The sequence below is a fragment of the Stutzerimonas kunmingensis genome (genome assembly GCF_021432085.1).
Lineage (GTDB): Bacteria > Pseudomonadota > Gammaproteobacteria > Pseudomonadales > Pseudomonadaceae > Stutzerimonas.
Genome location: NZ_CP090366.1, coordinates 3,343,189 through 3,356,417, shown reverse-complemented (window position 1 = coordinate 3,356,417; position 13,229 = coordinate 3,343,189). Strand labels below are relative to the sequence as shown.

Here is a 13,229-nt window from a genome sequence, read left to right as displayed (position 1 = left end):
TCGGACTGAGCGGTCACATTCGGATGTGACAAAAGACTTAATTACCTACCCGTTATAAGCGCAATGTTACGGATTCTTTCAGATTTTCATGCACAATAGCCGCCATAAGAGGCGCTGGAATGATCGTGACTGGCCGAGTCCTGTTGCTGCCGTCCCAACGTCAGAAAACGATCCAAGCCATTCGAGAGGAACGACCGTGTATAACGTCGTCATCAGCGGTACCGGCCTTTATACCCCTGCCAACAGCATTTCCAACGATGAGCTAGTGGAGTCCTTCAACACCTACGTTCATCGCTTCAACAGCGAGAATGCCGCTGCCATCGAGGCCGGCGAGATCCAGCCGCTGCCCGAGTCCAGCTCCGCCTTCATCGAAAAGGCTTCCGGCATCAAGAGCCGCTACGTTACCGACAAGGCCGGCATCCTCGATCCCGAGCGCATGGTTCCGCGCATTCCCGAGCGCAGCAATGACGAGTGGTCGATTCTCTGCGAGATGTCGGTCAAGGCAGCCGAAGAAGCGCTGGCCCGCGCCGGCAAGACCGCTGCGGACATCGACGGCGTGATCGTTGCCTGCTCCAACCTGCAGCGCGCCTATCCGGCAGTCGCCATCGAAGTGCAGGCGGCACTGGGGATCAAGGGTTTCGGCTTCGACATGAACGTGGCGTGCTCGTCGGCCACGTTCGGCATCCAGAACGCGGTCAACAGCATCAAGCTGGGCCAGGCGCGCGCGATCCTGATGGTCAACCCCGAGATCTGTACCGGGCATATGAACTTCCGCGACCGCGACAGCCATTTCATCTTCGGCGACGCCTGCACCGCGGTAATCATCGAGCGCGAAGATCTGGCGACCTCGGCGCAGCAGTGGGACGTCATCAGTACCAAGCTGGTGACCGAGTTTTCCAACAACATCCGCAACAACTTCGGCTTTCTCAACCGTGCTGCCGAAGAACACATGAACGATCCGGACAAGCTGTTCATCCAGGAAGGTCGCAAGGTGTTCAAGGAAGTCTGCCCGATGGTGGCGGAGCTGATCGGTGAGCACCTGGCTGAGAACGACATCGTTGTGGAATCGGTGAAGCGTTTCTGGCTGCATCAGGCCAACCTGAACATGAACCACCTGATCGTGCGCCGCCTGCTGGGCCGCGACGCCACCGAGAAAGAGGCGCCGGTGATCCTCGATACCTACGCCAATACCAGTTCGGCCGGCTCGGTGATCGCCTTCCACAAGCACCAGGACGACCTGCCCAGCGGCAGCCTCGGTGTGCTCAGCTCGTTCGGTGCGGGCTACTCGATCGGCAGCGTGATCCTGCGCAAGCGCTGATTCGCCCTGGCCGGGTCAGCCGGTCAGCTCACACATTCGCTGCAGCACGGCATTCATGCCATTGCTGCGCGAAGGCGACAATTGCCGCGAAAGGCCAAGACGGGCGAACCAGTCGGCCATGTCCACTTCGGCCAGATCGGCAGCTTCCAGGCCGTTGACTCTTGCCAGCAGTACCGCCAGCAGGCCGCGGATGAGCCGGGCATCACTGGCGGCGCGAAAATGCCAGCAGCCGTCCTGTCGTTCGCCGACCAGCCACACGCGACTTTCGCAGCCCGATACCTGATTCGTTTCGCTGCGTTCATCTTCATCCAACGGTGCCAGCCGCTCACCCCATTGCATCAGCAAACGTGCGCGCTGCTCCCAGCCGGGCGCCTGGCTGAATGCCTCCAGCGCTTCGCCAGCGGCTTGCGGCAAGTCGCTCATCGCAGTAACTCCAGGGCCTGATCGAGGGCGCTAAAGAAGCGCTCGAGGTCGGCACTGTCGTTGTACAGCCCGAGCGAGACGCGTGTCGCGCCATCCAGACCAAGGTGTTTCATCAGCGGCATGGCGCAGTGATTGCCGCTGCGTACCGCGATGCCCTGTTCGGTGAGCAGATGCCCCAGGTCGGAATGATGCACGCCTTCGACAACGAAGCTGGCCAGCGCAACCTGCGGCGAGCCGAGCAGGCGAACGCCGTTGCGTGCGGCAAGCCCGGCGAGCAGCTGGTCGTGCAATGCCCGCTCGTGACGCTCGACCGCGGCAACGTCGAGTCCAGCCAGATAGTTCAGCGTGGCGCCGAGACCGATGACGCCGGAGATCGGCGGCGTGCCGGCCTCGAAGCCCAGGGGCGCCGCATGGAACTCGGCGTGTTGATAATCGGCGATGCGCACCATCTCGCCGCCGAACTGCCAGTGACGCAGCTGCAGCAGCGATTCGCCGCGGCCGTACAGTACGCCGACGCCATCCGGCCCGTAGAGCTTATGGCTGGAGAGCACGTAGAAATCGCAACCCAGCGTGGTCATGTCGTGACGGCCGTGCACCACGCCCTGCGCGCCGTCGACGATGGTCAGCGCACCTTGGGTCTTGGCCAGGTGCAGCAGGTCGTCCAGCGGTTGCCAGCCACCCAGCACGTTGGACAGCTGACTCACCGCCAGCAGTCGGGTACGCGGCCCGACCAGCGCGGCAGCTGCGGCCAGGTCGATGCGCCCGGCGGTATCGATCGGTAGCACCTGCAGTCTGGCGTTGCGCCGTTTGGCCAGCTGTTGCCAGGGCAGCAGGTTGGCGTGATGTTCGAGGGCGCTGATGACGATCTCGTCACCGGCTCCGATCAGATGTTCCAGTCCATAGGCGAGCAGATTCAGCGCTTCCGTCGCGCCGCGGGTGAAGAGGATTTCAGTGGGCGAAGCCGCGTTCAGCCATTTCGCCACCTTGATGCGGGAGTCTTCGTAAGCGCGAGTCGCGCGTTCGGCGGGCTGGTGCTGGGCGCGGTGCACATTGGCGGCGCCGCAGGTGTAGTAGCCGCTGAGAGCATCGATCAGTGCCTGCGGCTTCTGTGCCGTGGCGGCGCTGTCGAGATAGGTCTGGCCTTGCGCTTCGAGTATCGCCAGAGCAGGGAAGTCGGCGCGCCAGGGAGAAAACAGGGCCATAAGCGGCAAACCTCCAGCTGCAGGGGATGCGGCAAGGCAGGCGCTCATGGCTCGCAGCTTGCCGCTGCTCCTGCTCAGTTATGCGCGTGCAGCGCCTCGTTCAGCTCGATGGCCGACTTGTGGGTCTTGCACTCGACCGCGCCGGTCTGCGAGTTGCGACGGAACAGCAGGTCGCTCTGACCGGCCAGCTCGCGCGCCTTGACCACTTTGACCAGTTTATCGCCGTCGTCGAGCAGGCTGACCTTGGTGCCGGCGGTGATGTACAGGCCCGACTCCACGGTGTTGCGGTCGCCCAGCGGGATGCCGATGCCGGCATTCGCGCCGATCAGGCAGCCTTCGCCGACGGAGATGACAATGTTGCCGCCACCGGACAGGGTGCCCATGGTCGAGCAGCCGCCGCCGAGGTCCGAACCCTTGCCGACGAACACGCCAGCGGAGACGCGGCCTTCGATCATGCCCGGGCCGGCGGTACCGGCGTTGAAGTTGATGAAGCCTTCGTGCATCACGGTTGTGCCTTCACCCACATAGGCACCGAGGCGAATGCGCGCGCTGTCGGCGATACGCACGCCGGCAGGGACCACGTAATCGGTCATCTTCGGGAACTTGTCCACCGAGAAGACTTCCAGCAGATCGCCCTTCAGGCGTGCTTCCAGCTGGCGCTCGGCCAGTTCGCTCAGGTCCACCGCGCCCTGGTTGGTCCAGGCAACGTTGGGCAGCAGCGGGAAGATGCCGGTCAGGTTCAGACCATGCGGCTTGGCCAGCCGGTGCGAAAGCAGGTGCAGCTTGAGGTAGGCCTCGGGGGTCGAGGTAAGCGGCGCGTCTTCGGCGAGCAGAGTGGCGACCAGTGGGCGCTGGCTTTCGGCCAGGCGGGTCAGCAGCGCGTACTGGGTAGCGTCGAGCGGCTTCAGGGCATCGGCCAGCTGTGCAGCCTGGGTAGTGGTGATGCTGATTGCCTGATTGCCGCCGGCATAGCCGAGCAGCGGGGCGACGGCAGCTACCAGCTCGCCGGCAGGTTGCAGCAGCGGTTGTGCGTAGAAGACTTCCAGCCAGTCGCCTTGGCGGTTCTGGGTGCCAACGCCAAAGGCGAGGCTAAATAGGGTTGCGGACATAGAATTTCCTTTTTGTCGGCCGCGCCGTCTGTTGGGCGGCTATCAGTTCGGCGCTGCCACTTCGGCAGCGTAAAGATCGGGCTTGAAGCCAATCAGGGTCTTACCGCGCAAGTCGAGTACAGGGCGTTTGATCATCGACGGTTGGGCCAACATCAGCTCGATGGCCCGGGCCTGGTCAAGATCGGCCTTTGCAGCGTCTTCCAGCTTGCGGAAGGTGGTGCCTGCACGGTTGAGAACGGTCTGCCAGCCGTGTTCATTGCACCAGGCTTCCAGGTGGGCGCGGTCGATGCCGACGCTCTTGTAGTCGTGGAAGTCGTAGTCCAGTCCGTGTTCGTCGAGCCAGGTACGGGCCTTTTTCATCGTGTCGCAGGCTTTGATTCCGTATAGGCACAACCGCTGATCTGATTCGGACATAAACGACTCTCCAAGGCTCCTGCAAAACTGGACGGCGGATTATGCCACGCCTCGCCGGGCTATGGAGGCGAGCATGCCTTCTCGCCTCGAAGAGCGCGGCGCGGCAGATGGCTCGCGAACTGTCTCTCTCATCCCTTTCCCGTCTCGCCTAGCGCCTGCTCGATCGCCTGCTCGTTCAGCGGGCGCACGACGCGCGCGAGTTCCTGGCCATTCTCCAGCAGGATCAGGGTCGGCCAGAGCTTGACCCGAAACGAGCGTCCCAGCGGGCGGCCCGGGCCGTCCTCGATCTTCAGATGACAAATGCCGCTGCGCTCAGCCAGGGCCTTTGCCAGTAGTGGCTGAGCTGCTCGGCAGTGGCCGCACCAGGCGGTGCCGAACTCCAGCAGCAGCGGCCTCTGCATGGCGTCGACCTCTGTACGGCTGGGCTCGTTTTGTACGTAGTGTTCAGTCATGTTCATGGCAGGTTCTCCGTGTGCCTTCCAACGTTCGAACTTGCCGCCGGGCCGTCGTTCGGCGAGGGCTCTCGACCTTTTACACCGATGGTGTTGTCCATTGATGACAATCGCAACGGTGAGGTGACGAGTAATGGCACGCAAGCATTTCGAGAATTTCGAAGCGATTTCTTCGGCGGTGCCTGCCGAGGATGCGTTCGAAGCGGTTATCGCCATCAAACGGCGCGACAGCGACGAGCATGTACACGTATTCAAGATCGCAGATGGCCGTCGCTACGACCTGGCCTCCGAAGCCGACGCGATTGCCGAGGCAGCTTTGACTAAAGTTATAGAGGTCAGCGACGAAGGCGAGCTGATCTGGGAAGAACACGCCATCTGAACAGGAGGCGTTGTATGAATGATCACGACGAGCATACTGAGCATGCGCCTGAGCCAGTGGATTCCAACCGGCATGAGGAGCATCCGCGGGCAGATATTCCAGAACACATGAAACCGGAAAATCTGGAAAAGCTGCGCGATTACGGCAAGGACATGATCCCGCCAGGCGTGGCTTGAAGCCTCGGACAACCGGGCGGCCGGACCGCCCGGTGCGTTGTCAGAACGTTTCAATGAAGTGGCGAATGCGTTGCGCCGCCTCGATGCATTCGGCCAGCGGCGCAACCAGTGCCATACGCACGCGGCCGACGCCTGGGGACATGCCGTCCACTTCGCGCGACAGGTAGGAACCCGGCACCACGGTGACATGCTCGCGGGCGAACAGCTCGCGGGTGAACTGTTGATCGTCCATCGGCGTTTTCGGCCATAGATAAAAGCCACCATCGGGGCGTTGCACGTCCATGACCGGCGCGAGTATTTCCAGCACGGCATCGAACTTGGCGCGATACAGCTCGCGGTTGGCGCGCACGTGAATCTCGTCGTTCCAGGCAGCGATGCTCGCCAGCTGGGTCTGCACGGGCATGGCGCAGCCATGATAGGTGCGGTAGAGCAGGAAGGACTTGAGGATATCGGCATCACCGGCGACGAAGCCCGAACGCAGCCCCGGCAGGTTCGAGCGCTTCGACAGGCTATGGAACACCACGCAGCGCTTGTAATCGGTGCGACCCAGTGCTGCACAGGCGGTGAGCAGCCCTGCAGGTGGACTAGCCTCGTCGAAGTACAGCTCGCTGTAGCACTCGTCGGCGGCAATGACGAAGTCGTACTGGTCGGCCAGCGCGATCAGCTTTTTTAGCGTCTCCAGCGGCACCAGCGCACCGGTCGGGTTGCCCGGTGAACAGAGGAAGAGAATCTGGCAGCGCTGCCAGACATCCGCCGGCACGGCATCGAAGTCCGGGTTGAAGCCGTTCTGCTCGAGGCATGGCAGGTAATGAGGCGTGGCGCCGGCGAGCAGGGCTGCGCCTTCGTAGATCTGATAGAACGGGTTCGGGCTGACCACCAGACCGTCCGCTGAGCGATCCACCACGGCCTGGGTGAAGGCGAACAGTGCCTCGCGCGTACCGTTGACCGGCAACACGTGCTGCGCCGGGTCCAGTGCATCTGCGGCGAGGCCGAAGCGCCGCTCGCACCAGCGCGCGATGGCTTCGCGCAGCGCCGGAATGCCGAGTGTGGTCGGATAGACCGCCAGCTGATCAAGGTTGTCCGCCAGTGCCTGGGCAACGAAGTCCGGCGAGCGATGCTTCGGCTCGCCAATCGACAGCGCGATGGCACGCTTGTCGGCAGGCGGCTGTGCGCCAGCGAGCAGGCCACGCAGCTTCTCGAAGGGGTATGGGTGCAGCAGATTCAGGGCGTTGTTCATGGATGCAGTTCTTTCAGGATGAGCGCGGCGAACGCCCCGCATTCGTGAGATCAGTCGTCGCGTGCGCCACCGTAGTAGGCGCAACCGCGCAATGTCTGGCCGTCCAGACGGAGCTCTGCAGTGAGGTGGCTGACCGTGCCGCTGGCACTGTCGACACAGCGCTGCGGTGCAACCCACAGGTCAAGGCGCTGCTGGTTGGCCTCGCTGGTGAAACTGAACTGGCCACCGGGAAGCTGCTCTTCCAGATAAGGCAGGGCGATCGGTGATTGCCCCGGCCGAACGAGCAGCATGCCGCGGGTGGTCACGGTCAGCATCCAGCCTGGTTCATGACCGCTGGCGCGCAGGATCATCTGCTTGAAGTTCTCCTCGCCACAGCCGTGGCCTTCGCGCTGCAGGCGATAGATGCGGGTCAACGCGAGTTGGCCAGTACCGTCCGGTTCGGCCTGACTGAGGGTGCCACGCAGGTCGGCGAACAGTGCATCCTGATCATCGGTCAGCAGCACCTGCACGTCGTCCTGCAACCCGGTGTCCTTGCTCAGCAGTTTCAACGTCCGTTGCCCCTGGCAGCTCTGCAACTGAAGCTGGCCGTCGACTTGTCGAACTTCACCCTGCAGGCGTTCGGTTGCTGCCTTGGCCGGAGGGCGCTCGGCGAAGAATGACTGGCAACCGGCCAGGGACAGGAGCAGTGCAATCAGCAGGGGGCGTGAAGAGGTCATCGGAAAACTCGAAGCGGGTGGGAGGCGGCGGTCGCGAAGGCCCGCCGCGATGACTCAGTTGCCTTTGACGGTCTTGCCGCCGACACGGCCTTCTTCGAGCATGATCTGGTATTCCTTGCCGTCCGTCTCGACCTGATGCAGGCGGACCAGCAGGTAGTCCCAGTCCTTGGCGAACCAGAGGATGGTTTCACGCTTGCTCTGCGTTGGGTCGCGCACGCGCTCGACCTTGATGGCATCGACCTGGCCGGCTTTGGTGCTGACCTTGTCTTCGCCCAGTACGCGGAAATCGTAGGTTTCGATCTCGTCGCCATCCACCACCTGATAGCTCATGCTCTGCTTGCCGGCCGCGACTTCCTGCTGCAGCGCCAGCTGGTAGGTGGATTTGTCCAGCAAGCCGCGATGCAGCGGAAGCTTGACCGGATCACCCCGGTCACTGCCTTCGACCTGCTTGTTGTCCCAGTCGAAGCGGTGCTCGACACGCTTGCCCTTGCCCAGGCCGCTGCGCTTGAGGCGATAGGTCTGTGGCAGGAAGGTATCGCCTTCGGTGCGGAACGTGCTGCGCTCGTTGAGACTGGCGACCAGCATGGAGGCCTCGAAATCGAGCCTCCAGTTGCCATCGTCCAGCTGCTCGAGGCTGCGCTGAGCTGTGCCACTGACCGGAACCTGCTTCCAGTCGGCGGTGTAGCTAGCGGAGAAGGGCTTGAGCTCCAGGGCTTGGACCGGCAGGGTCAGCACGGCGAGAGCGAGCAGCAAAGCGCGACGCATGGTATCTCCTAGATTCTGATCTGATAGCCGGAGGCCGGCAGGTTGACGTCGTCCAGCATCGCGCCTTGTTCGGCGAGGCGCAAGCGCCCTTCGGCGAACCAGCGCATGGCCAGCGGGTAGATCTGGTGCTCGGCCGAATGCACGCGCCGCGTCAGCTGCTCGATGTTTTCACCAGGCTCCACCGCCAGCGCCGCCTGGATGGCCACCGGGCCGCCGTCCAGCTCCTTGGTGACAAAATGCACGCTGCAGCCGTGTTCGCTGTCGCCTGCTTCCAGCGCTCTTCGATGGGTATCGAGGCCCTTGTACTTGGGCAGTAGCGAAGGATGGATGTTCAGCAGGCGGCCCTGGTAGTGGCGGACGAAGCCTGGCGTGAGAATGCGCATGAACCCGGCGAGGATCACCAGATCCGGCGCATGTTCGTCGATTACTTCCATCAGTGCGGCGTCGAACGAATCACGGCCATCGAAGGCCTTGTGATCGAGCACTGCTGTGGGGATGTCGGCGTCTTGCGCCCGCGTCAGGCCGAATGCATCGGCCCGGTTGGAAATCACGGCGCGGATACGCGCCGGATTGTCTTCGGCCTGGCTGTCGATCAGCGCCTGCAGATTGCTGCCGGACCCTGAAATCAGCACCACCACATTGCAGCTTGCGGTCATCAGTGCTGTTTCAGGTTGTTCAGCTGGACTCGTTCGGCATCTTGCGCCGCGGTGGTGATCGTACCGATCACCCAGGGCGATTCGCCGGATGCGCGCAGATTGGCCAGGGCCGGCTCAACCTGATCCTGGGCGACGCAGATGACCATGCCGACGCCACAGTTGAGCACGCGGTGCATTTCGTGTTCGTCGACGTTGCCTTTTTCCTGCAGGAAGTCGAACACTGCCGGGCGCTGCCAGCTGGCGACGTCGATGATCGCCTGGGCGTTGTCAGGCAATACCCGTGGGATGTTGTCGAGCAGGCCGCCGCCGGTGATGTGGGCCATGGCCTTGACCGCACCGGTGTCCTTGATCAGCTTGAGCAGCGGCTTGACGTAGATGCGCGTCGGCGCCATCAGCAGGTCGGCCAGCGGCTTGCCGTCCAGCTGGGTGTTCTCGATGTCGGTGGCGGACACTTCGAGGATCTTGCGAATCAGTGAGTAGCCGTTGGAGTGCGGGCCCGAGGAGGGCAGGGCGATCAGCGCGTCGCCCGCTGCGACTTTCGAGCCGTCGATGATCTCGCTCTTTTCCACTACGCCGACGCAGAAGCCGGCCAGGTCGTAGTCTTCACCCTCGTACATGCCAGGCATCTCGGCGGTTTCGCCGCCTACCAGCGAACAGCCGGCCAGTTCGCAGCCGGCGCCGATGCCGGTCACCACGGTGGCGGCCACGTCGACGTTGAGCTTGCCGGTGGCGTAGTAGTCGAGGAAGAACAGCGGCTCGGCGCCACAGACCACCAGGTCGTTGACGCACATGGCGACCAGATCCTGGCCGATGCTGTCGTGCTTGTTCAGGTTCAGTGCCAGGCGCAGCTTGGTGCCTACGCCGTCGGTCCCGGAGACCAGCACCGGCTGCTTGTAGCCTGCCGGGATTTCGCACAGGGCGCCGAAGCCGCCCAGGCCGCCCATTACCTCAGGTCGTGCGGTGCGCTTGGCCACGCCTTTGATGCGTTCGACCAGCGCTTCGCCTGCATCGATATCGACGCCAGCGTCCTTGTAGCTGAGGGAGGGTTGCTTGCTCATAGAATCCGGACCTGTGAAAGGAGTGCGGGTGTCGACCGGTCGGGTGCTGCATCCACGCCAGGGCTAACCGTTTCCGGCGACTGGTGTTGTCACCAGAGTGGCCGGTTGACGCCGGGGCTGAATCCACCTGCGTCGCGTTTGCCTGGGTACTGAATGCCGGGCTCGTACAAGCGCCGGAACCGGTCTGCGGAAAGCGCGCGATTTTATCAGGCTTGCCGCGCAGCGGCCATCCCGGCAGCTGCGATGGCGCGGGGGGCGCATTTTGAGTCGGGCATCTGTGAGGTAGGCGGTTGCCGGCTCTGGGCCGGCTGTTTAAGGTGTAGCGTCCTGTTTCCTCTACTTCCTGCCCCGGGGTCCGGCGGCCTGCGAGAATCAATCATGCGCCTTGTCTACCGCTTACTCATTCTGTGCCTTGCGCTGGGGGCGTCATTGCCCGGTCAGGCCGAACAGCTCAAGGGTCTGTATCAGGTGCGTGAGCCTGTTTCCGGCGAGCAGAGCGAGGAGCGCGCAGCTGCGTTGCAGCGGGCTTTCGATACCTTGCTGTTGCGCCTGACCGGCGATGCGCAGGCAAGCAAGCGCGAGGCCGTCGCTGAGCTGCGCAAGGACCCGCAGCAACTGATCAGCAAGTATGGTTACGAGCATGACCATATCGTCGTCGACTTCGATCCAGGCACCACGGAGCGCAGCCTGCGTAGTGCCGGCTTGTCGCTGTGGGGTGCGAACCGGCCGACGCTTCTGGTCTGGTGGCTGAACGAGCGGGTCGAGGGCACCCAGTTGCTTGGCGACGATCAGCGCAGCGCTGCGCCAGTGCGTGCCGCCGCGCAGCACCGTGGCCTGCCGTTGCGCCTGCCGCTGGCGGATCTGTCCGAACAGCTGCTGGCGACGCCGGACGCATTCGGCGCGAACAGCCGGGAGACGCTGGGCGAGGCGTCCGAGCGCTACGATGCCGACGTACTGCTGGCGGTCCATGCGCGAGAAGCCGATTCCCGCTGGCAGGCGCAGTGGAACGTCTGGCTCGACGACGAGCAGCGCGACGGCAAGGCTGAGGCGGAAACCCTCGAGGGACTGGCGGATGCGGTAATGCTGTCCGTCAGTGAGTACCTGGCACCACGCTATGTGGTTGCGCCAGGCGCCGCGTCGGACATCACCCTGGAGATCCTGGGGGCCGATGTCGCGAGATTCGCGGAGCTGGATCGCTTGCTCGAACCCTTTGGTGGCAACCTGCTGCGGGTGGAAAGTGATCGCCTGGTCTATCGCGTCAACGCCAGTCCGGAGCAGTTGCGCGCTCAGCTGGCGCTGGCGCGTTTGCAGGAAGTCGCCGAAGACGAGGCGCCACTGGATGCACGGCAGCCGATGGATGAGGGCGGTGTGGTTGGCGAGCCCGACAATGCGCCTGCGTCGCCCGAGAGCGGCACGGTGATGCGTTACCGCTGGTGATGACGCAATTCCTATATCGGCGACTGTCCTGCACGGAAGGCATAGAGTGACCATGAACGATTCGAACCGCTGGCTCTGGCTGGCAGGCGTGCTCTTGTGCGCCTGGCTGGTATATCTGCTGACGCCGATCCTCACCCCTTTTCTCATCGGCATCCTGCTGGCCTATCTCGGAGATCCGCTGGTCGATCGCCTGGAGCGCTGGGGGCTGTCGCGTACCTGGGGGGTGATCGTCGTATTCGCCCTGTTCAGTCTGCTGATGTTGCTGATGTTGCTGGTGTTGCTGCCTATGCTCGGCAAGCAGCTGGTGAAGCTCTACCAGCTGGCGCCGCTGGCGCTGGACTGGTTGCAGCATCAGGCGTTGCCCTGGGTGCAGGCGCAGTTCGGGCTGGAAGACAACTTCTGGCGTCTCGATCAGCTGAAGGCCGCATTCGCTGAACACCTGGGCAGCACCACCGACGTCCTCGGCATGGTGTTGAGCCGAGCCACCGCGTCGGGGCTGGCCCTGCTGGCATGGATTGGCAACCTGCTGCTCATACCGGTGGTGAGCTTTTATCTGATGCGTGACTGGGATTTGATCATGCTCAAGCTGCGCAGCCTGCTGCCGCGCCGCGGTGAGGGCATGGTGGTGCGTCTGATGAGCGAGTGCCATGAGGTGATCGGCGCATTCCTCCGCGGCCAGTTGCTGGTCATGCTGGCATTGGCAATCATCTATGCGTCCGGCCTCATGCTGGTCGGGCTCGAACTGGGGCTGTTGATAGGCGTTCTTGCCGGCCTCGCCAGTATCGTGCCCTATATGGGCTTCGTCGTCGGCATCGGCGCGGCGGTGGTCGCTGTGCTCTTTCAGTTTGGGCTGGCACCTTATCCCCTGCTGGGCGTGGCGGCGGTATTCACGGTAGGGCAGATGCTCGAGGGGATGCTGCTGACGCCGTTACTGGTCGGCGACCGCATTGGGTTGCATCCGGTGGCGGTGATTTTTGCGGTGCTCGCCGGTGGTCAGCTGTTCGGTTTTACCGGTGTGCTGCTGGCACTGCCGGTGGCGGCGGTGATCATGGTTCTGCTGCGCCACGTGCACGATCTCTATAAACTCTCGGACCTTTACGCCGAGCCCGCCGGTGCACCGGCCGAACCACCCAGCCAGCCATGAAACCCATCCAGCTCCCCCTGGGCGTCCGTCTGCGCGACGACGCCACCTTCGCCAACTTCTACCCTGGCGCCAATGCAGCCGCACTCGGCTATGTCGAGCGGCTGTGTTCGCCTGCTGCGGGCTGGTCCGATGAGTTGATCTATCTCTGGGGGCAGGCCGGTGTCGGTCGTAGTCATCTGCTGCAAGCTGCCTGCCTGCGGGTGGAGGAGCGCGGAGAGTTGGCTGTCTATCTGCCGTTGGCGGAAGTGGCCGAATATGGTCCGGCCTTGCTCGACAACCTCGAGCAGAGCGAGCTGGTCTGCCTGGACGATCTCGATGCGGTGGCCGGGGACGCGGTATGGGAGGAGGCGTTGTTCCATCTGTTCAACCGCCTGCGTGACGCCGGCCGACGGTTATTGCTGGCGGCGGACGCCTCGCCGCGCGAGTTGTCGATCGCGCTGCCCGACCTCAAATCTCGTTTGAGTCTGGCGCTGGTTTTCCAGCTGCAACAGCTGTCCGACGAGGACAAGCTACGCGCCCTGCAGCTGCGAGCCTCGCGTCGTGGGCTGAATCTGCCGGATGACGTTGGTCGCTTCATCCTGACCCGTGGCTCACGCAGCATGAACGCGCTGTTCGAGTTGCTCGATCAGCTGGATCAGGCCTCGCTGCAGGCGCAACGCAAACTGACCATCCCTTTCCTCAAGGAAACGCTCGGCTGGTAGCTTGTGGCCTGCTTGGTAAGTTCCGCTGGTCAATTTCGGCGC

Annotated in this window: 16 protein-coding genes; 6 read left to right on the top strand and 10 right to left on the bottom strand. The window is 63.3% G+C overall.

Going from position 1 to position 13,229, the window contains the following annotated elements; translation table 11 throughout:
* Positions 1 to 196 precede the first annotated feature (196 nt).
* On the top strand, positions 197 to 1,318 hold the full coding sequence (locus LW136_RS15875; RefSeq protein WP_041014637.1) for a beta-ketoacyl-ACP synthase III: 1,122 nt from the start codon (positions 197 to 199) through the stop codon (positions 1,316 to 1,318).
* A 15-nt stretch (positions 1,319 to 1,333) separates the two neighbouring features.
* On the opposite strand, the gene LW136_RS15870 is transcribed toward LW136_RS15875, so the two are convergent.
* The 5 genes from LW136_RS15870 to LW136_RS15850 all read right to left on the bottom strand — a co-directional run bounded on the left by LW136_RS15870 (position 1,334) and on the right by LW136_RS15850 (position 4,924).
* Positions 1,334 to 1,741, bottom strand: a complete 408-nt coding sequence (locus LW136_RS15870) for a SufE family protein (RefSeq protein WP_041014636.1) — start codon at positions 1,739 to 1,741, stop codon at positions 1,334 to 1,336.
* Positions 1,738 to 2,943: an aminotransferase class V-fold PLP-dependent enzyme gene (locus LW136_RS15865; RefSeq protein ID WP_041014635.1), complete on the bottom strand. Its 1,206-nt coding sequence runs from the start codon at positions 2,941 to 2,943 to the stop codon at positions 1,738 to 1,740. Before LW136_RS15865 ends, LW136_RS15870 begins: the two co-directional genes overlap by 4 nt.
* Before the next feature lie 74 nt (positions 2,944 to 3,017).
* Positions 3,018 to 4,052 carry a 2,3,4,5-tetrahydropyridine-2,6-dicarboxylate N-succinyltransferase gene (dapD, locus tag LW136_RS15860; RefSeq protein WP_023446283.1) on the bottom strand — a complete coding sequence of 345 codons (1,035 nt, stop codon included), beginning with the start codon at positions 4,050 to 4,052 and terminating at the stop codon, positions 3,018 to 3,020.
* A 42-nt stretch (positions 4,053 to 4,094) separates the two neighbouring features.
* Positions 4,095 to 4,466 (bottom strand): ArsC family reductase, encoded by a 372-nt coding sequence (locus LW136_RS15855; RefSeq protein ID WP_041014634.1) that lies wholly within the window; start codon positions 4,464 to 4,466, stop codon positions 4,095 to 4,097.
* A gap of 128 nt (positions 4,467 to 4,594) precedes the next feature.
* Positions 4,595 to 4,924, bottom strand: coding sequence for a thioredoxin family protein (locus LW136_RS15850; protein WP_041014633.1), 330 nt, complete (start codon positions 4,922 to 4,924; stop codon positions 4,595 to 4,597).
* A 127-nt stretch (positions 4,925 to 5,051) separates the two neighbouring features.
* On the opposite strand from LW136_RS15850, the gene LW136_RS15845 reads away from it, so the two are divergent.
* Both LW136_RS15845 and LW136_RS15840 read left to right on the top strand, forming a co-directional pair.
* Positions 5,052 to 5,297: a hypothetical protein gene (locus LW136_RS15845; RefSeq protein WP_014821066.1), complete on the top strand. Its 246-nt coding sequence runs from the start codon at positions 5,052 to 5,054 to the stop codon at positions 5,295 to 5,297.
* A 14-nt stretch (positions 5,298 to 5,311) separates the two neighbouring features.
* Positions 5,312 to 5,473, top strand: a complete 162-nt coding sequence (locus LW136_RS15840) for a hypothetical protein (protein ID WP_014821065.1) — start codon at positions 5,312 to 5,314, stop codon at positions 5,471 to 5,473.
* 40 nt (positions 5,474 to 5,513) lie between these two features.
* Here the strand turns inward: LW136_RS15840 and dapC are convergent, their stop codons facing one another.
* From dapC to purM, 5 genes are read right to left on the bottom strand one after another with little or no spacing between them, the layout of a single operon-like run.
* Complete coding sequence (dapC, locus tag LW136_RS15835) at positions 5,514 to 6,710, bottom strand: succinyldiaminopimelate transaminase (RefSeq protein WP_044314471.1); 1,197 nt, start codon at positions 6,708 to 6,710, stop codon at positions 5,514 to 5,516.
* A gap of 50 nt (positions 6,711 to 6,760) precedes the next feature.
* Complete coding sequence (locus LW136_RS15830; protein ID WP_041014631.1) at positions 6,761 to 7,426, bottom strand: COG3650 family protein; 666 nt, start codon at positions 7,424 to 7,426, stop codon at positions 6,761 to 6,763.
* Positions 7,427 to 7,480: 54 nt separating this feature from the next.
* Complete coding sequence (locus LW136_RS15825) at positions 7,481 to 8,191, bottom strand: DUF3108 domain-containing protein (protein WP_023446278.1); 711 nt, start codon at positions 8,189 to 8,191, stop codon at positions 7,481 to 7,483.
* An 8-nt stretch (positions 8,192 to 8,199) separates the two neighbouring features.
* The gene (gene purN / locus LW136_RS15820) at positions 8,200 to 8,847 is read right to left on the bottom strand and encodes a phosphoribosylglycinamide formyltransferase (protein ID WP_041014630.1); all 648 of its coding nucleotides are present in this window, start codon (positions 8,845 to 8,847) and stop codon (positions 8,200 to 8,202) included.
* Positions 8,847 to 9,905, bottom strand: a complete 1,059-nt coding sequence (gene purM / locus LW136_RS15815; RefSeq protein ID WP_041014629.1) for a phosphoribosylformylglycinamidine cyclo-ligase — start codon at positions 9,903 to 9,905, stop codon at positions 8,847 to 8,849. Before purM ends, purN begins: the two co-directional genes overlap by 1 nt.
* A 378-nt stretch (positions 9,906 to 10,283) precedes the next feature.
* Here purM and LW136_RS15810 point away from each other — a divergent pair, with 378 nt between their 5' ends.
* Genes LW136_RS15810 through hda form a run of 3 tightly spaced genes read left to right on the top strand, consistent with a single transcriptional unit; the run spans position 10,284 to position 13,187 of the window.
* A complete protein-coding gene (locus LW136_RS15810; RefSeq protein ID WP_041014628.1) occupies positions 10,284 to 11,342 on the top strand; it encodes a DUF2066 domain-containing protein in 1,059 nt (352 codons plus the stop codon).
* A gap of 52 nt (positions 11,343 to 11,394) precedes the next feature.
* Entirely contained in the window at positions 11,395 to 12,486 is a 1,092-nt protein-coding gene (locus tag LW136_RS15805; RefSeq protein ID WP_041014627.1) for an AI-2E family transporter, read from the top strand.
* Entirely contained in the window at positions 12,483 to 13,187 is a 705-nt protein-coding gene (gene hda, locus LW136_RS15800) for a DnaA regulatory inactivator Hda (RefSeq protein ID WP_023446273.1), read from the top strand. Before LW136_RS15805 ends, hda begins: the two co-directional genes overlap by 4 nt.
* Positions 13,188 to 13,229: the final 42 nt, after the last annotated feature.